At 30.2% G+C, this 18,845-nt stretch carries 19 protein-coding genes; all 19 read right to left on the reverse strand.

Features of this window, described 5'->3' with window-relative positions:
• Nucleotides 1-19: 19 nt before the first annotated feature.
• Entirely contained in the window at nucleotides 20-799 is a 780-nt protein-coding gene (locus P2W65_RS01630; RefSeq protein WP_289663009.1) for a glycosyltransferase family 2 protein, read from the reverse strand.
• 7 nt (nucleotides 800-806) lie between these two features.
• Nucleotides 807-1,658: a glycosyltransferase family 2 protein gene (locus P2W65_RS01635; protein ID WP_289663010.1), complete on the reverse strand. Its 852-nt coding sequence runs from the start codon at nucleotides 1,656-1,658 to the stop codon at nucleotides 807-809.
• On the reverse strand, nucleotides 1,655-2,500 hold the full coding sequence (locus P2W65_RS01640; RefSeq protein ID WP_289663011.1) for a glycosyltransferase family A protein: 846 nt from the start codon (nucleotides 2,498-2,500) through the stop codon (nucleotides 1,655-1,657). The genes P2W65_RS01635 and P2W65_RS01640 overlap by 4 nt, the downstream gene beginning before the upstream one ends.
• Nucleotides 2,490-3,467 carry a glycosyltransferase family 2 protein gene (locus P2W65_RS01645; RefSeq protein ID WP_289663012.1) on the reverse strand — a complete coding sequence of 326 codons (978 nt, stop codon included), beginning with the start codon at nucleotides 3,465-3,467 and terminating at the stop codon, nucleotides 2,490-2,492. Before P2W65_RS01645 ends, P2W65_RS01640 begins: the two co-directional genes overlap by 11 nt.
• Before the next feature lie 3 nt (nucleotides 3,468-3,470).
• Nucleotides 3,471-4,373: a glycosyltransferase gene (locus tag P2W65_RS01650; protein ID WP_434783353.1), complete on the reverse strand. Its 903-nt coding sequence runs from the start codon at nucleotides 4,371-4,373 to the stop codon at nucleotides 3,471-3,473.
• A 50-nt stretch (nucleotides 4,374-4,423) separates the two neighbouring features.
• Complete coding sequence (locus P2W65_RS01655) at nucleotides 4,424-5,245, reverse strand: glycosyltransferase family 2 protein (RefSeq protein ID WP_289663014.1); 822 nt, start codon at nucleotides 5,243-5,245, stop codon at nucleotides 4,424-4,426.
• 12 nt (nucleotides 5,246-5,257) lie between these two features.
• Nucleotides 5,258-6,076, reverse strand: coding sequence for an FkbM family methyltransferase (locus tag P2W65_RS01660; protein WP_289663015.1), 819 nt, complete (start codon nucleotides 6,074-6,076; stop codon nucleotides 5,258-5,260).
• A gap of 18 nt (nucleotides 6,077-6,094) precedes the next feature.
• On the reverse strand, nucleotides 6,095-6,814 hold the full coding sequence (locus P2W65_RS01665; RefSeq protein WP_289663016.1) for a class I SAM-dependent methyltransferase: 720 nt from the start codon (nucleotides 6,812-6,814) through the stop codon (nucleotides 6,095-6,097).
• Entirely contained in the window at nucleotides 6,799-8,058 is a 1,260-nt protein-coding gene (locus P2W65_RS01670; RefSeq protein WP_289663017.1) for an ABC transporter ATP-binding protein, read from the reverse strand. The genes P2W65_RS01665 and P2W65_RS01670 overlap by 16 nt, the downstream gene beginning before the upstream one ends.
• Nucleotides 8,059-8,925 carry an ABC transporter permease gene (locus P2W65_RS01675; protein ID WP_289663018.1) on the reverse strand — a complete coding sequence of 289 codons (867 nt, stop codon included), beginning with the start codon at nucleotides 8,923-8,925 and terminating at the stop codon, nucleotides 8,059-8,061. It lies immediately after the preceding gene.
• Between the two features lie 140 nt (nucleotides 8,926-9,065).
• Nucleotides 9,066-10,706 (reverse strand): polysaccharide biosynthesis protein, encoded by a 1,641-nt coding sequence (locus P2W65_RS01680; RefSeq protein WP_434783354.1) that lies wholly within the window; start codon nucleotides 10,704-10,706, stop codon nucleotides 9,066-9,068.
• 408 nt (nucleotides 10,707-11,114) lie between these two features.
• Nucleotides 11,115-11,999, reverse strand: coding sequence for a glucose-1-phosphate thymidylyltransferase RfbA (gene rfbA, locus P2W65_RS01685; protein ID WP_289663020.1), 885 nt, complete (start codon nucleotides 11,997-11,999; stop codon nucleotides 11,115-11,117).
• Between the two features lie 50 nt (nucleotides 12,000-12,049).
• Nucleotides 12,050-12,895 (reverse strand): dTDP-4-dehydrorhamnose reductase, encoded by an 846-nt coding sequence (gene rfbD, locus P2W65_RS01690; protein WP_289663021.1) that lies wholly within the window; start codon nucleotides 12,893-12,895, stop codon nucleotides 12,050-12,052.
• On the reverse strand, nucleotides 12,895-13,443 hold the full coding sequence (gene rfbC / locus P2W65_RS01695) for a dTDP-4-dehydrorhamnose 3,5-epimerase (protein ID WP_289663022.1): 549 nt from the start codon (nucleotides 13,441-13,443) through the stop codon (nucleotides 12,895-12,897). Before rfbC ends, rfbD begins: the two co-directional genes overlap by 1 nt.
• A gap of 19 nt (nucleotides 13,444-13,462) precedes the next feature.
• Entirely contained in the window at nucleotides 13,463-14,602 is a 1,140-nt protein-coding gene (locus P2W65_RS01700) for a DegT/DnrJ/EryC1/StrS family aminotransferase (protein ID WP_289663023.1), read from the reverse strand.
• Between the two features lie 20 nt (nucleotides 14,603-14,622).
• Nucleotides 14,623-15,549 carry an MraY family glycosyltransferase gene (locus P2W65_RS01705; RefSeq protein ID WP_289663024.1) on the reverse strand — a complete coding sequence of 309 codons (927 nt, stop codon included), beginning with the start codon at nucleotides 15,547-15,549 and terminating at the stop codon, nucleotides 14,623-14,625.
• Between the two features lie 38 nt (nucleotides 15,550-15,587).
• On the reverse strand, nucleotides 15,588-16,487 hold the full coding sequence (locus P2W65_RS01710; RefSeq protein ID WP_289663025.1) for an NAD-dependent epimerase/dehydratase family protein: 900 nt from the start codon (nucleotides 16,485-16,487) through the stop codon (nucleotides 15,588-15,590).
• On the reverse strand, nucleotides 16,487-17,692 hold the full coding sequence (locus P2W65_RS01715) for a glycosyltransferase family 4 protein (protein WP_289663026.1): 1,206 nt from the start codon (nucleotides 17,690-17,692) through the stop codon (nucleotides 16,487-16,489). Before P2W65_RS01715 ends, P2W65_RS01710 begins: the two co-directional genes overlap by 1 nt.
• 1 nt (nucleotide 17,693) lies before the next feature.
• Nucleotides 17,694-18,833 carry a non-hydrolyzing UDP-N-acetylglucosamine 2-epimerase gene (gene wecB / locus P2W65_RS01720; RefSeq protein WP_289663027.1) on the reverse strand — a complete coding sequence of 380 codons (1,140 nt, stop codon included), beginning with the start codon at nucleotides 18,831-18,833 and terminating at the stop codon, nucleotides 17,694-17,696.
• Nucleotides 18,834-18,845 lie beyond the last annotated feature (12 nt).

Here is an 18,845-nt window from a genome sequence, read left to right on the forward strand (position 1 = left end):
TAAATTCTGGGGAGTTAACTTAGAACTTTTTAGGTTTGTTTGTAACAAATTTGATTAAATAAAAAAACTGACGAATTATGTAGTAAAAATCTATTGCGAAATTTTTTATCAAATTATAAATGCCACCCAGTAACCCTTTTAATGCTTTTCTAAATGTAATGTCTTGATGCCATAGTTGATAGTTACCAACAACATCATTCTTAAATCTGAAGAAAAGCTGTTCTTTTGTCCTTTTTATATCATAACAAAATATAGCAGGAACAAAATCAATTTCATAACCCTCTTTAAGAACTCTTACTGTCCATTCTTTGTCTTCAAAAGTAGCCACATCTTCTTTGAAAGGATGTTGCTCCCAAACTGACTTTCTAAAGGCTGATCCAGAGAATATGAGACCCGATTTATTTGGGTCAACTGAAGCTGGTATTTGATTTATGTAATTTTTATAATCATTGGGATTATGAAGGCATCGCAAGCCTGCTAAATTAGGGGTTTGCTCAAATTTTTTCTGAATGAGCTCAAAAAAGTCATGGCTTACAGGATAAGAGTGTGCACTAAAAATAACTATAATTGGGTATTGAGCTTCTCTCGCACATAAATTAGCACTACCTCCGAAACTAAAATCTTTAATAGTAACAAAACGAGCACCATATTTTATTGCAACTTCACAGCTATTATCTGAAGATTCATTATCAATCACAATAATTTCTCCAATATCATGAAGATATCTTTGCGTCAGATTCTTTAATGCAAAATCAAGAGCATCAGATTGGTTCTTTGTTCTAATAACAACTGAAATCATCTTAAATTTACTTTTTGCCCCATAATTTTTGAACTATCCTGTAAGGTTTGCAAATTATTTTTGCAATTTTATATTCTAATGAATTTTTGATTCGTTTTTGATTCTTTCTAATTGCATCTTGTTCGTAAAAAAGAACTGTCATACAATTTTCAAAATCGGCAATATAACATTCTTGATGTTTTTTAAAAATATATTCTTTAACTTTTATAGCATGATTTGATATTGTGTCTACAAGCATAGACTTTTTTGATTTCCGATAATAAAATAAGAACTCCTCAATAATTTTATATTTCAGACCTTTTTTTGTTATTGCAATCCAAAATTCCCAATCTTCAAAACCTTTCTTCATGCTTTCATCATATCCGCCAACTTCTTCCCAATATTCCTTTCGATATAAAGAAGTCGCTACTAATTGATTTACATACAACAAATCAACACAACTATTTCCTTTAGGTTTCAACTCATAAACTATATTTTGTTTTTCTTTAATGAAAAACCTGCTGTAAGAGGAAACAATCGCTATAGATTCATTTTGTTCTATTTCAAAAACAGTTTTCTTAAGGTAATCTTGATGCAGAATATCATCAGCGTCTAAGGGTAAAATATAACTGCCTTTTGAATTTTTGATACCAAAATTTCGGGCACTGCTTAGACCTCCATTTTGTTTTTCTAAGTATTTAAATCGTGAATCTTTATTGATCCATTGCTGAGCAATTTCAGACACATTATCGGGACTTCCATCATTTACTATAAGACATTCCCAAGCTGAATAGTTTTGATCTAAAACAGACTGTAACGAATCCTTCAAAAAATGAGCTTGTTTATAACAGGGAACAATTATAGAAACTAACGAACTCATTTTTTTCTCTTTTGTTTAAAAAATCTTATTGGAGACAAAATTAAATTTCCAATCCTAAAATCGATAGATCTTTTAATTTTATTTTCATTAGCTCTAAAAATTGAGTTTTTTCTCAACAATTCGAGAGCAAAAAAGTCAAAATGTTCTTGATATAACTCTTTATGTTTTAAAAAAATATATTTTCTTAAATCAAAATCATATCTTTTTAAGGCATGCTGATCTCTTGAATTACTTTTTACTCTATAAATAAATAATGGTTCCTCTAGAATTTTCATTTCAAAATTTTGTTTCAAAATTGCAATCCAAAATTCCCAATCTTCATAACCATTTGTCATTTCTTCATCATATCCTGAAACCATCTCCCAGCATTTTTTCCTGAACATCGAACTCGCGATTCCATTATTCATCAAAATAAAATTAGTTATAGTTCCTCCAGAAGGTTTTTTAATTTCTTTTTCTAGTGTTTTATTTTTTAATATTTTGACCCAACATCCAACAGCCGCAATTCTATCATTATTATTTAATACTTCAAGTGCTTTTTCAATAAAAGTAGGTTCAAAATAATCATCGGCATCCAGATTCAAAATATAATCTGTTTGAGCTAAGTTTATTGCATTATTTCGAGCTTTACAAACACCTTGATTTTCCTGATAAATAATGCTTACATTATCATGGCTTATTTTTTCTAGAACTTTTTTTGTTTCTTCGTCTGAACCATCATCTACAATTATAATTTTATCTGCTTTTATCGTTTGATTCAAAATAGAATGAAGAGCTTCCATAATATAGAGCCCATCATTATAACAAGGAATAACTACAGTTACATTGCTGTTAAGATTCATTTTCGAGAGTAATTTTTCGGCTTTTATACAAAAATGAGAAAAGTTCTTTTCTTCGTCGAACTAATGGAAAATATTTGATTGTTAAAATAGAAAAAAGAAATTTTGGATTTGAGAAAGTCATCTTTGCCCAATAAAAAGTGTCTTCTATTATTGAATTATTTTGCTTAAATTTTAATAACCAAATCCATTTGAATAAATCATCAACAATAGCAAATTCTACATTATTATGACTACACCAAATTGCTAGAGTTCGAAACATTTTAATGGTGTACTCGCTATATAGATCTTGCTGATCAAAAACATTACTATCATGTACACCTCTAATGGCTAATGGCTTATCAATAATTCCAGTTTCCAAACGACATTTTATGGCCATCTTCCAAAAAATATCTGTGTCTTCTGCCACTACCAAATCAGTATTAAATAAACCAGTAAGGTCAAAAACACTTTTTTTAACAGTTAGCCCATTAATATGGAAATGACCTGATTTACCATAAAGTAAAGTCTTAAAAAGAAATTCAGGTTTTACTTTTTCGGTAACAGTATAAATTTGGTGTTTTTCTAATTCGTAGGCAGTAGCTTCTCTATAAAAATGGAACCCTACAGCATTGTAAACTCCATCACAATTGCTATCAAGCCCAAACATTTTTTTATCATTTAGAAAACGATTTTCCAAATAGTAATCATCAGCATCTAAAAAAGCAATAAAGTTTCCTGTTGCTTTTTGGATTCCTAAATTTCTGCTTGCAGATCGTCCTTGATTTGACTGCCCCGTATGATGATATAATTTTACAATAGGATATTCTTTCTCTAGCTTTTGTAAAATTTGGAGTGATGCATCCGTACTTCCGTCATTTACAACTACAATTTCGCTAACCTCTTTCTGTAACAATATGGAGAGGATTGCTTTTTCTATAAATTGTTCACAATTGTATACAGGAATAATAACAGATAAAGAAAAATTCATTTTTTAATGATTTAATTTAGCTCGATAAACTCGACGAATAAATTTGGCGCAAGAATAAAACAAACCACTTCGCAATAATTTTGAAATTATTAAAATACAGGTACTAAAATTAAGCTGCTTTGTTTTTTTTGCAATTACACCAAACTCAAGCAAAAATATTCTTTTTTGATTTGAATTACATTTCAACAAATGATTCTTTACCAGTCTTTGATAAAATAGATATTCCGATTTTTCTTTTTCTTCTAAATTATCTTCTCTTCCAGAGATATTACTGGCAGACATTCTAAAATATACGATCGAGTTATTTATAGAATAAATAGGTTTATTATTTGAAAAGTCTAACCAAGCCATATCATCAGAATACCAAGCAAGAGGATAGTCCTTAAACCTAAACGTTTCGTAACTTTTCTTTGTAAAAATATATTCGGACAATGAACTTCTGCTTAGCCATTGATATTTTCTAAAAAATGAATCTGTAGGTTTTTCCCAAACAGGATTAATAAAAATCTCTGAGACTGTATTTAACTCTTGATTTATAATTTTTGAAGCATATCTAATAACCTCTGACTTTTCATTAAATAATTCATATTGTTCATAAAATGATGCAACAACATTTTCTCCCAATACATCATCATCGCCCAAAATCATAAGCCATTTTTCGCTATTTGAAAGTGCTATACATCGATCCCATTGTTTTACTAAAGACTTTTTTCCAAAATTTTCGTCAAAACGGTGGTATACTAAATTAAAATGATCTTGGTATTTCTCAATTAAATTTAGTGGACATTCAGAACTTGCGTCATTACCAATATAAGCTTTAAATCTTTTATCCGTCTGATTCTTCAAAGACTGCAGTGTTTCTTCGAAGAAAGTTAATTTATAATACGGAATAATTATGGCAAGCATTTATTACAATCTTTCTGATAAGTTTACTTTAATTCTTGTGCAAAAAAATCTTATTTATGTCTCTTTCGATTAAAAATTCTAAATCCAAAAAAAGTATCCATAAATATGTCAATAACAAACTTTTTACTAGTTAATCTTCTTAATTCTTTTGCTCTCGCCGAAACAATTTTAGCATAGTGATCATAATACAATTTACTATGTTTTTTTACTATATAATCGCGATTCAAAAAAAACATATCGCTAGTAAATGAATGAATCATTGATTTATTTGAAACAAAATATTTAAAAGTAACTGCATGCAAATTAAAAAAAACTGCCCCATAGTTACTTATAGAAATCCAAAATTCCCAATCTTCATGACCCTGATGAGGCATTTCTTCATCATAACCTCCGGCTTTTTCCCACAATACTTTTTTAAAAATAGCGCATGCATCAATATAATTATCAGCTAACATTTTTTGTATGTCAAAATCGTCTATTTTCCACAAACCTTGCTTTTCTCCAAAATATTCTGCGTAGCCATGAACAACATCTACAGTTTCATTATTTTTAAAAACCTCTAAAGCCTTTTTACAAAAATATTTATCTACCAAGTTGTCTGAATCTAATGGAAGTATAAAAGTCCCAGCGGCTCTTTCGATTCCGTAGTTTCTTGCTTTGCCTAAACCCTCATTTTTTTTGAAAAAATATTTAAATCGTTGATCTTTTTCTATCCATTTTTTCGCAATCTGCTCTGTTGAATCCGTTGATCCATCATTAACAATTATGGCCTCCCACTCATCAAAAATCTGATTCAAAACAGATTCTAAAGTAGCCTCTAAAGTGGCTTCAGAATTATAACAAGGGATAATTAAACTAATTTTTGGAACCATTTAAAGTTCTATTTATTTGATGTATTTTTTATTTATTCCAATCGTTGTTTCTCCAGATTCTATTAATAGAAAATTCTTTTCATACAATATTTTATAAATCTCCTCTCTTATATTAAATTCATCGTGGATCTCGATGGCAATAACTTTTGTAATATTTAAAAAGCTTAAATCTATAGAATCTTGAAATATAAATCTTTCAGCTCCTTCAATATCGATCTTCAGAAGTGTAACCTCATTCAAAGAATACTCCTTTATAATCTCATTAATAGTGATACCTGAGATAGTTCCTTTTGTATTTTCTTTTGTAGTGATAGCCCAATCTCTACCATCTCTAAAATTATTTTCAATAGAAAAACAAACATTTTCAGAACCCGAAAGTGCTTTTTCCAAAAGAACTAATTCTGTGTCTGAATTTAAAAAAGCTGTATTTTTTTCTAAAATTTTAAAATTATCTTTAGATGGTTCAATACAAAATATTTTATCAAATGATAATATTTCATTTAAATAAACCGTTGCAAACCCTACGTTTGCTCCAGCATCAATCAGAACGCTTTCTTTTGAATTGAGTTCAATATTTAGTTTTAAAATTGAAGAAACTGTTTTGTATTCTTCCGAAACAAAGATTTGATTAAAAACAGAATAATCGCTATGCATATGATCTCGACAAAAAAGCTCTCTTCCATTTTGTAAATGTAAAGCATAAAGCTGATTGACTTTCTCAAAATTGTTAATTACAATATTTGATCTCAGTACATTTGTAAAAAAATCGCTACCAGAAAGTCTTACAGGAAATACTTTCCTATATATTTTTTTTAATTTTCTAAGTTTCATAAATAATAATACAATATTTTATTTTCGAGCAATGACAACATAATTGATCGTATTAATATTATTATAGTCCGTATTATCTAAATAGCTGAAAAATCTATTTATTAGGTTTACTCCTTTAAAAAATTTAAAAACTTTAAAAAAGAATCTAACACTTCTTTTTCGTCCAGTGTGATCATTTGTAATATTCATAAGAAGATATTGTCCAGCAACTGACCACATTCCTCCATTCTCCTTTAAATCTATTAACTCAAAACCTGATTTCTCTAAAATTAATTTAAAACCATGTTTCGAAAATCTAAAGAAATCGTATGGTTCTTCATGAAGTTGCCAGTTAAAAGGTCCTGATAAAATAAAATAACCGCCAGGTTTTAATATTCTAAAAGCTTCGTCAACTAATCCTTGATAATTTCCAACATGTTCAATTGTCTGCGTAGAAATAATCGTATCAAATGAATTATCATCCAACGGTATAGCATCTGCCGAACATATAACATCAACTTTATTTAAGTTTGATTGAACAATATCACAGCCAACATATTTACTAACTACTTTCGAAATTTTTTTCTCGTATGGCTTATTTCCACATCCTATATCTAGAAGATTTCCTTTTGCATATTTTTCTATTGACTCAAATAAATCATAATGATAAGATTTGTAATGTAAATAATACAAATTATCTTTACTTACATCAATAGAACTTAATCTTTGGACATTTATTTCCCTTAAACTTGTATCCATTTTCCTTTATCGATAAATTGACAAACATTTTTTTGCCATCCCCATTCCGGTTCTTTAAAACCAATCATTTCAACTTCAAAAAAACAGCAGTCGAACTCTTGAAACTTATGTTTTGTCTGTGTTTCTGCTAGATGAACTCTAATGTTATAATTTCCTTTATAAAGAAGTAATTCATCATATTCGAATGAAAGGTAATTTTTACCCTTTTTTCTGCAAATTTCATTCTCTAAATCAAATATATATTCAAATAATACCGGAACTTGGAAATTGTTTAATATTTGAAAAGAAAGTGACATATTATTGGTATTTTCCTGAGGCATTGTCACTTCAAAATTAATTCCAAATTTTTTTCTATTTCCTTGTAATGTGCCTCCTTCAGACGTGATGATTTCTACTTTAGTGACTGATGGTAAATTTAATAATGGTTCTTGCAAAAAAATTTTCTTATTTCTTTCAATAGAAGTATATAAAGAAATTGCTTTATTCGTTTCTTCAATTGCAAATATTTTACCTTTATCTAACACAATTGTTCTTGATGCTAATGTACTGATTGCACTTAGATCATGACTCACAAACAAAACAGTTCTTCCTTCACCTTTAGAAATATCCTGCATTTTTCCAATTGCCTTTTTCTGAAATTCAGCATCACCAACTGCCAACACCTCATCAACAACCAAAATTTCTGGTTCTAAAAATGCGGCAACTGCAAAGGCTAAACGAACAGTCATCCCAGAACTATATCTTTTTACTGGAGTATCAATATAACGTTCGCAACCGGAAAACTCGATAATTTCATCCAGCTTTGAAGCAATTTCTTTTTTGGTCATTCCTAAAATGGCGCCGTTAAGGAAAATATTTTCTCTTCCAGTCATTTCGCCATTAAATCCTGTACCTACTTCTAATAATGAAGCAATACGCCCTCGGGATTTAATACTACCTGTAGTGGGAGCAGTAACCTTTGAGAGTATTTTTAAAAGTGTAGATTTTCCAGCTCCATTTTTACCAATGATACCCAAAACTTCTCCTCGTTCTACTTCAAAATTAATATCCTGCAAAGCCCATACATAATCTGAAGTTCCTTTTGTAGAACGATCGTTAGCTTCTCCAATTCTTAAATAAGGATCTTCTTTTCCTTGAATTTTATGCCACCATCTATTTAAATCATGGCTTAAAGTTCCTGTTCCTACCTGTCCTAAACGATATTGTTTCGAGATGTTTTCGGCTTTTAATATAATATCTTTCATCTATACAGTATCAATAAAGCTTTTTTCTGTTCTATTAAAGATCAGCAAACCTGTAAAAAAAACAACCAAGGTAATAACAATGGTATAAACCAAACCAAGTATTGAAATATTTCCAATATTTAAAAGCATGTAACGAGAAGTTTCTATAATGTAGGCCAACGGATTATATTCAACAATCCAGCCTAATTGTGGTAATTTTTGTTTTATTAATTCCATTGGATACATTACTGCTGATACATACATTAATAATTGTATTCCAAAACCAACCAAATTATTTAAATCACGATATTTTGTAACCATAGACGAAATTATCATTCCTAACCCTAGTCCTAAAATTCCCATAAATGATATTAATACCGGAAAAAACAACACAGACGTATTTAAACTTAAATCTGCTCCTCGTAGAAAATACAGTATATAAAAGAAAACAAAAATAAAGAATTGGATTCCAAACTTAATCAGGTTTGAAATTACTATAGATAAAGGAGTTATAATTCTTGGAAAATAAACCTTACCAAAAATAGACGCATTAGACTTAAAAGTATCTGAAGTTCCAGTCAAACAGGAAGTGAAATAGTTCCAAACCATAATACCTCCCAAATTAAATAAAAACGGCGGAATTGTTCCTGTCTTTATTCCCGCTACATTATTAAATATTATGGTAAAAGTTATTGATGTAAATAATGGCTGTATTAAATACCAAAGCGGCCCCAAAACAGTTTGTTTATAAACTGTAATAATATCCCTTTTCACAAAAAGCATCAATAAATCTCGATACTGCCAAATTTCCTTAAAATTAAGAGAAAAGAATTTATTTTTAGGTGTTATTTCAAACAACCAATCGTTTGTATTATTAGAATCCTCCATTATATAAAATTGGAAAAAAATGATTGCCTAAACTCTAAATTTAACAAGATTTTTAACATTTTAGGAATTGTTTAAAAATGCCAAAAGGTGTTTCTAAAACACCTTTTGATTATATTTTGAATATATTTATTAAATAGTAATTATTTATCTAAGACTTCAAAAGTCGAGTTCATACTCTTAAACTCTGGAACAATTTTTTTCATCTTAGCTACAATATCATCATTCTCATAAAAATCTGCAATTCCTATGAGTTCATCCACTTCAATATGCAGATTCTCATATTCATCCTGAATTTCCTGCGCAATCATGATTTTATTATGATAAGTTGGAAGCGTTTTAGAAGTATCATTTAATAACTCTTCATATAACTTTTCCCCAGGTCTTAATCCAACAATCTTAATTTTAATTTCTTTATCTGGAATAAAACCAGCCAGTTTAATCATCTTTTTAGCCAAATCAATAATTTTAACTGGTTTCCCCATATCAAAAATATAGATTTCGCCTCCATTACCCATTGCACCAGCTTCTAATACCAACTGACAAGCTTCTGGAATTGTCATAAAATAACGAATAATATCTTGGTGTGTTATTGTTACCGGTCCACCTTCTGCAATTTGCTTTGTAAACAATGGTACAACAGAACCATTTGAGCCGAGAACGTTTCCAAATCGAGTCGTGATAAATTTTGTACCTCCTTCAACATTTTCTCTTTGATTTTTTAAATATAAAGACTGTACATATTTCTCCGCAATACGTTTACTTGCTCCCATTACATTACTAGGGTTAACAGCCTTATCCGTAGAAACCATTACAAATTTCTTGACACGATATTTACAAGCTAAATCTGCTAAGTTTTTAGTTCCTTTAATATTAGTTTGAATTGCCTGAGCTGGATTCTCTTCCATCAATGGAACGTGTTTATATGCAGCGGCATGAAAAACAACATGAGGATTATAATTTTTGAAGACTTTCTCTAACGCTTTTTTACTCCTTACATCTGCAATTACAGCTACTATTTTAGTACTAAAATTCATTGCTTGAGTTTCTAAACACAAGTTATGCAATGGTGTCTCAGCATGATCTAAAACAATAACATTTTTAGGATTAAAGTTTAAAACCTGTCTAACAATTTCACTTCCAATAGATCCTGCAGCTCCAGTAATTAAGATCGTTTTATCTTTTAACTGCTTCGAAATGGATTTACTATCTAGAACTATAGGTTTTCTTTCTAATAAATCTTCAATCTGAATATTCTTAACTTTTTGAGAAATTTCTTTTTGATTTTCCCAATCTGAGATTAATGGAACTGTATAAACTCTGTAGTTGAACTCTAAGCATTGATCAACAATAATTAATTGTTCATCCTTACTTAAACTTTTATCGGCAATGATAACCCCTTCAGCAGCAACTGATCTCATTAGAGCTGGAAGCTTCTTTCTTAGAATTAAAATTGGAAGATCCAGCATACGTTTAGACGCATTCTGGTTGTTCTTATCTACAAATCCTACAATTTTAAATCGAGAAGGTGTTTCGAATTTTAAAGCATTTGCTACAGAAATTGCATTTGCATCTGTACCATAAATAACCGTTCTAACCAATTTTGTTGTGGCTTTTTCAGAGAAATACATTTCAAAAGTCTGTTTAACTATCACACGATATAAAAACAGTCCGCAAAATGATAAAACCAGATTAATGAAAAGTGCAGTGTTTAGAAACGCTTTATGTCCTGTGTACAATTCGAAGACCAAATTTATAAACAAGAAGAAAACTAAAACTGACATTTGGGAAAAAAGAAGTTTTATTGCATCTATATAGGATGAATGTCTAATAATTCCCGAATAAGTCCTAAAAAGCCAAAAGAAAAATATATTTACAAGAATCAGACTTCCAACAAAATAAAAATCGTGAGAAGTTATGATATATCCTATCGCAGTTCCGTCAAAGAGCAAGTATGTAAAGGAGAATGAAAAAAACAAAACCATTACATCAATTGCAATAATAATCCACCTTGGCAAATAGCTCAAGTTATTAATATTTGCCCTAAGATTTCTTAGCGAAAAAGTCCTGTATAACAATGAGGTTATACTATTTGGTTTGTCTGTACTCAATTGAGGTTTGGTTTAAGTCTGTAAAATAGTTTCTACAAAAATACAAAATAAAGGTTTTAAATAATTACTTAGCGCAGCAAATTAAATTTTAACACCTTTTTTCTTTTGTTTTAAAAACTCTAATAAATAGGTTCCGTAACCTGATTTCAATAAGGGTTGTGCAAGTTCTTCTAATTGTGCGTCATTAATAAAGCCTTGTCTCCAAGCAATTTCTTCAACGCAGCCCACTTTTAATCCTTGTCGTTCTTCTAAAACCTGAACAAACTGTCCAGCCTGCATCAAACTATTAAAAGTACCAGTATCTAACCAAGCGGTACCTCTACCTAAAATTCCTACTTTAAGTTTAGCATTTTCAAGATAAATCTTATTTATATCGGTAATTTCATATTCACCTCGAGCGCTTGGCTTTATACTTTTAGCGATTTCTACAACGGAATTATCATAAAAATACAATCCTGGAACCGCATAATTTGATTTAGGTTCTAATGGTTTTTCTTCAATCGAAATTGCTTTCTTTTCTCCATCGAACTCAACCACTCCGTATCTTTCTGGATCGGAAACATGGTAAGCAAAAACTACCCCTCCATCTGGATCTGCATTATCTTTTAAAAGTTGTTGCATATTTGTGCCGAAGAAAATATTATCGCCAAGGACTAGAGCTACTTTATCCTTACCAATAAATTGTTCTCCAATAACAAAAGCTTGAGCTAATCCGTTTGGATTTGGCTGCTCAGCATAACTAAACTTACACCCGATTGTACTTCCATCTCCCAAAAGCTTTTTAAAATGAGGCAAATCATGAGGAGTAGAAATAATTAAAATCTCGTTTATTCCAGCCATCATCAATGTTGATAATGGATAATAAATCATTGGCTTATCATAAACTGGCATTAACTGCTTACTCACCGCTAGTGTCAATGGATGCAATCTTGTACCTGAACCTCCTGCTAATATAATACCTTTCATAAATCTTAATTTTTGATCATGGATTATTCAAAAATTCTAATCATAGTTTTTTAAATAAACATCATTTTTAAACTTTTCTTATAATCGGGTACGTCTAAATTATAAGTTTTTTTAATTTTATTCTTATTCAATATTGAAAAACTAGGCCTTTTCGCTGGAGTTGGATATAAAGAAGATGGAATTCCTTCAACTTTACATTTGTAATTCCCAAAATCTTTGATATTTAGAGCGAATTCGTACCAACTAATTTCACCCTCATTCGAATAATTGTAAATCCCTGGCGTCCATTTTTGAGATTCAACTATATCAATCATTGCTTGAGCTAAATCTGTTGCATAAGTTGGTGATCCAATTTGATCATTTACAACATTAATTTCCTCTCTCTCCTGCATTAATCGCTGCATTGTTTTCACAAAGTTATTTCCAAATTTACTGTAAACCCACGAAGTTCTAATAATAATTGACTCAGGATTCTCTTTCAAACAAGAGATTTCCCCAGCTAGTTTACTTTCTCCATAAATATTTATAGGACAAGTTTCTGCATTTTCATCTAAAGCTATTGAAGAGGTGCCATCAAAAACGTAATCTGTAGAAACATGAATTAATTTGACACAATTTTTTTCAACATATTTTGCAATAGATTCTACTGCTAGATGGTTTATCGTAAATGCTAAATCTCTTTCCGATTCCGCTTTATCTACAGCAGTATACGCACCGCAATTAAGAATAATATCTGGTTTAATTGTATTTAACTGTGATTGAAGTAATTCTAAATTATCTAATGTAATTTTTGTTCGATCAGCAAAAATCCATTCGTAATTTGAATATAAAGGCGCTAAAACTGATAGTTCAGACCCTAATTGTCCTGTTGCTCCAGTTACAAGAATTTTTTTCATTAAAACAAACTATTACAATTTTCTATAAAAGGAAGTATTTGATCTTTTTCCGATACAATTGCATCGTCTAGATTCATTCCCCAATCTATATTTAATGAAGGATCATCATATTTGATTCCTCCTTCAGAAGCTTTATTGTAAAATTGATCACATTTGTACATTACTGAAGCTGTTTCGCTAATAACCGAAAAACCATGTGCAAATCCTTGTGGAACTAACAACTGCTTTTTATTCTCTGCAGACAACAAAACACTAAATGCTTTACCATAAGTAGGAGAATCTTTTCTTAAATCTACCGCGACATCAATAATCTCACCTTCTAAAACACGAACTAATTTTGTCTGTGCGAAAGGAGGATTTTGGTAATGTAAACCTCTTAAAGTGCCTTTTTTTGAAAATGATTGATTGTCTTGAACAAATTCGATATTAATTCCTAAACCTTCAAATTTAGTTTTGCTATATGATTCAAAAAAATAACCTCTTTCGTCACCAAAAACGCTTGGTTCTACAACAACTAGATCTTTTATATAAGTCTCTTCAATTTTCATATTATATAATAATCGTATTTCATGTTTTAAAAAAAACAGTAATAACTTCTTTAATTCTCTTCTTATCTTCTATTGATAAATTTGATCCTGATGGCAAACATAACCCCTTTTTAAATAAATTCTCAGCTACAGTACTTCCATAATAAGGATACTTTTCAAAAATTGGCTGTAAATGCATTGGTTTCCAAAGCGGACGACTTTCAATATTTTTTGTTTCCAGCGTTAACCTTAAACTCTCCTTATTTTTATGCGGATCCTCAGTGTTTATCAAAATAGTGTTCAACCAATAACTAGAAAAAGAATGTTTGTTTAAAACTTCAAAAAGCTCTACAACATTTATGTCTTTAAAAATCTCTTTATAAAAATTATGATTTTCTGTTCTTTTTATAACGTTTTCATCAAGAATTTTCATCTGGCCAAGACCAACTCCCGCACAAATATTGCTCATTCTATAGTTGTATCCTATAGCGCTATGTTGGTAATGTACTTCGTTATCTTTTGACTGGGTCGAATAAAAAATTGCTCTTTCTTTGTACTCTTTAGAATTAGAAATCAATGCTCCGCCACTAGAAGTTGTAATTATTTTGTTTCCGTTAAATGACAAAACTCCTAAGCTGCCAAAAGTACCACATTTTTTCCCTTTATAAGTACTGCCTAAAGCTTCGGCACTATCTTCTACAATTGGGATTTGATATCGATCTGCTATAGAATGAATTTCATCAACCTTGTAAGGATTCCCATATAGATGAACTGCTATAATTGCTTTTGGTTTCTTACCTTTTTTAAGTCTATCTTTTATAGCAATTTCAAGAGTATTTGGACAAATATTCCATGTTTCAGACTCGCTATCAACAAAAATTGGAGTTGCTCCCTGATATAGAATTGGATTTGCAGATGCAGAAAATGTCATTGTTTGACAGATAACCTCATCGCCCTTTTTAACACCTAATAAAATTAGTGCTAAATGAATTGCAGATGTTCCAGAATTTAATGCTGTGACAAATAAATTTTCTCCTAAATAGTTTTGGAGTTTACTTTCGAAATTATCAACATTTGGCCCTCCAGAAGTTATCCAATTATCTTCTAAAGCTTTTGAAATATATTCTTTTTCAAAACCACTTTGTACACCTAAAGACAAATAAATTCTAGAATTATCCATTTAATAACCAATAATCTGCATTATGCATTTGCTCTTAAATTCTTTTTGTTTAACAAATAAAATTTTGAAGAATAAATACAAAGCAAAGGCAGAATTACAATTAAGAATATAATTGCATCTTGAACTTGTTGATAAAGAATAATAACTAAAAAAGAAATAATTGCTTGTGCTAATGCATAAAAAAGAGCTACTAATCTATGTTGTATTTTATATTCATTACTTAGTACCTGATATAAATGCAATCGATGTGCTTCAAAAATATTCTGTCTCAAATAAAGTCTGTGTAAAATTGTACAAACTGCATCAACGCCATATACGGCCAAAAGCAATAGCCAAATTACAGATTCTGTTGCAAGAATCAATTTTAAAACTAAATAAATTATCCAAAAAGCTATGGCGATACTTCCAACATCACCAGCAAAACATTTTGCCTTTTTCCTATAATTAAAAAAAAGAAAAATTACACTTGCAAGCATTGCATATTTTATAAAAGTTCCATCAATAAAAAGTTGGATTTTTGTATTTATATATAACAATGATCCCATGACAACCAATGTATAAAGTCCTGTAATTCCATTGATACCATCCATGAAATTATAAGCATTTATTAATCCAATAGCAACGACATACACAATTACAATTCCCCAAATTGGCATTATATTGAATAAATTCATATCATAAAAAATCAAAGTTATAGAAAGAAAATGAATTGAGATTCGGATTTTATTTGACAAACTCTGAATATCATCCCAAAAGCTTACTAAGCTTACTAAAGTTATACCGGTAAAGAAAAAATAATTATTTTGGACATGCTGAACGAAATAAAGCAAAGCCGAAAACCAAAAAATGATTCCACCTCCTCTTAATGTTATTTCCGTATGTGAGCTCCTTAAATTTGGTTTATCAATAATATTAAACCGATCTGCCACTTTAAAATAAAGTAACATAATAATCATTAAAACAATTCCTAAGATTGTATATTCCATTATTTATTTATAAAACTTTTTATTGTTCGTTCCAATCCATATTGTGCAGTATGTGGGAGCTTTTCAATTTCTAAGGCGGTTTTTATTTTTTTATTTGAGACTTCGTAATTTTCAGTCAATTTTTGGATTGTTTCAGAATTTAGCGGAAATCTAATAATATCTCCAATTTTAGCAATAGTACTAATGATTGATTTAGGAACTGCAATCGAACGACTTTTTCTCTTTAAAGCTAGTGATATAATTTGTACTAATTCGTTTGTAGATAAAACTTCATCATCTGCACAATTATATACCCCTGAAACAACCATTTTATTTTCAATCAAATTCTTAATCAAAAAGCAAAGATTCTCAATACTTAAAAATGACCGTTTATTTTGAAATGCCGCCAATGGCCAAGGCAATCCTTTTGCAACTAACTGATATAATAAGTTAAGATTTCCTTTATTTTCTGGGCCATGAATCATACAGGGTCTTAAAATATAAACTCTTTTCCCTTCAGGCAATTTTCTCCCTAATACATATTCTTCCGCTTGCTGTTTAGCTATACCATAGTGCGTCTTAGGATTTGGAACAGTATCTTCCGTTAAAATTCCATCAACTTTATCTGCTACCGCCTTAACAGTGCTCATAAAAATAAATACAGTTGCCTTGGATTTTAAGAAACTATCAAATATTTGCTTAGTTAGCTCAAAATTGGCCTCATAATAATCGTTTGGTCTTGAAACTTTTTTCAAATCATGAGCTTTCCCTGCAAGATGTATAATGGCATCTGCATTGATCTCAATTTTTTGATTTGGTATGTAACGAACACTTAATGATTCAATTTCATACGAACTAAGATATTTTTTTAGATTCGTTCCTACAAATCCTGTCAATCCAGTTACTATAATTTTATGCATTAGCTCTTTAATATAAGTTCTAAATTATTGATACATTTTGTCATTGTAAAGTTCTCTTCAAAATATTTAAATCCATTTTGACCAAGTATACTTCGTTGTTCTTCACTCAACTCATACATCTTTACAATTTCTTTTGCCAATCCTTCATAATTTCCAGCATTTGTTGAAAATCCACAATTAGCTTCGTCAATTAATTCAGCCCCTTCGCCATTTAGAATACCTAAAATTGGTTTCTCGGTACATAAATAAGCCTGTAGTTTTGCCGGCACTGTTAGATTAAATATTAATTCATCCTTAAGAGAAACTAATAATACGTCTGATTTGGTAAAAAAAGTCTTCATTGCTTCTATGGGAAATCTTCCTAGAAAATGTACTGTTTTACTTAAATCATTTACAATAACAAAATCTTCAAGTTCCTGTTTACTTCTTCCATCACCAACAAAGACAAAATGAATATCTAATTTTTCTTTAAGAATTAAAGCCGCTTTTACAATAGAATTTACATCTTGCGCTACTCCAATATTTCCAGCAAAAAGAATCTTAAAGCCTTTAGGCAGTTCAGGAATTGGATAATTAGAATCTCCTTTTAAAATAGAATCTTCAGCCCAGTTTGGAAAATAAATAAGTTTTTCTTCATAATTTCCCTTTGTCAAAATCGATTCTTTAAACCCTTTAGAGCTAATTAAAATCTTATCTGAATTATTGTAGATGTACTTTACCATTCCTGTAAAAAAGGATAATATCGTTTTATTTTTGACTCCTCCTGCTGAAGTAAGGCTTTCTGGCCACAAATCCAAAACCCAAAAATACAATGGGATTTTTTGAATCTTTTTTATAACGATAGCTGGAAAACCTTGAGTTATTGGAGAAGGCTCGTGCACAAAAACTACATCAAATTTATCTCGAAAAGTTAGAAATAAAGCTCTAATTGAAGCAAAAAATGCCCAGCTGAAATAATTCAAAAAAAGTCTCACTCCTCCACCCTTTCCTCTAGGAATTAATAAAGCTCTAACAACTTTTACTCCATTAATAGTCTCGCTTCTCTTTTTAAAAAAGCCATAACCAGTATAAATTTTTCCTTCAGGATAATTTGGTAAGCCAGTTAAAACAGTAACATCATGGCCTCTTTTAACTAATTCAAAAGCAATATCATTACTTTTAAAATTTTCCGGAAAAAAATATTGAGTAACTAATAGTATTTTCATTCTATAATTCTCTCCAAACCACACGTTTTACATAATCTGTGTAACTCAAAATAATACGAACCATTTTTTCTGAAACATTTGGCATTGAATAATCAGCTACTGGCCTAAAGTTTCTTTCTTCTCCTATTTTTTGATATTGAAGTTGCACTAAGCCTTGCAAAATTCTTTCTGGACTTAAGCCTACCATCATAACTGAAGTTTCTTCCATTGCTTCAGGTCTTTCGTGAGCATCCCTAATATTAAGAGCTCTAAAGTTTAGTACCGAAGATTCTTCCGAAATTGTTCCCGAATCAGATAAAACAGCAAAAGATCTCATTTGCAAAGCATTGTAATCATTAAATCCTAGAGGTTTTAAGAATTGTACATTTTTATGCATCTGAATGTTTTTCTTTTCGATCATATTTCTTGTTCGAGGGTGTGTACTCACAATAATAGGATAATTATATTTTTCAGCTATAAGATTCAAACTCTCCATTAATCCACTGAAATTTGTTTCGCTATTGATATTTTCTTCTCGATGTGATGATACCACAAAAAACTTACCTTCTTCCAGTTCTAATCGATCTAAAACATCAGAAGATTTTATAGATGGCAAATAGTGATTTAAAACCTCGAACATAGGAGAGCCAGTTTTTATAATTCTATCAGCAGGCAGACCTTCTCTTAATAGATATTCTCTTGCAATATCACTGTAGGTCAAATTAATATCAGAAGTGTGGTCAACAATTTTTCTGTTTGTCTCTTCTGGAACGCGTTGATCAAAACAACGATTTCCTGCTTCCATATGAAAAATAGGAATATGTCGTTTTTTTGCTGGTATAGCACACAAACAACTATTAGTATCTCCTAAAACTAAGAAAGCATCAGGCTTTTCTGATCCTAATAAAGGGTCTATTTTAATCAATATCTGCCCTACTGTCTCTGTTGCTGTAGCACCTGCAGCATTTAGGAAAAAATCTGGTTTACGAATTCCTAAATCATCAAAAAATATTTGATTTAATTCATAATCGTAATTTTGTCCTGTGTGCACAATAACATGTTCTATTGCATCGGAATTATCTAAAGCTGCCATTACCCTGGAAAGACGTATAATTTCAGGTCTTGTACCAACAACAGTCATTACTTTTAATTGTGATTTCATTATATCTAAGAA

It is taken from the genome of Flavobacterium panacagri, from assembly GCF_030378165.1.
In the GTDB taxonomy this organism is placed as follows: domain Bacteria; phylum Bacteroidota; class Bacteroidia; order Flavobacteriales; family Flavobacteriaceae; genus Flavobacterium; species Flavobacterium panacagri.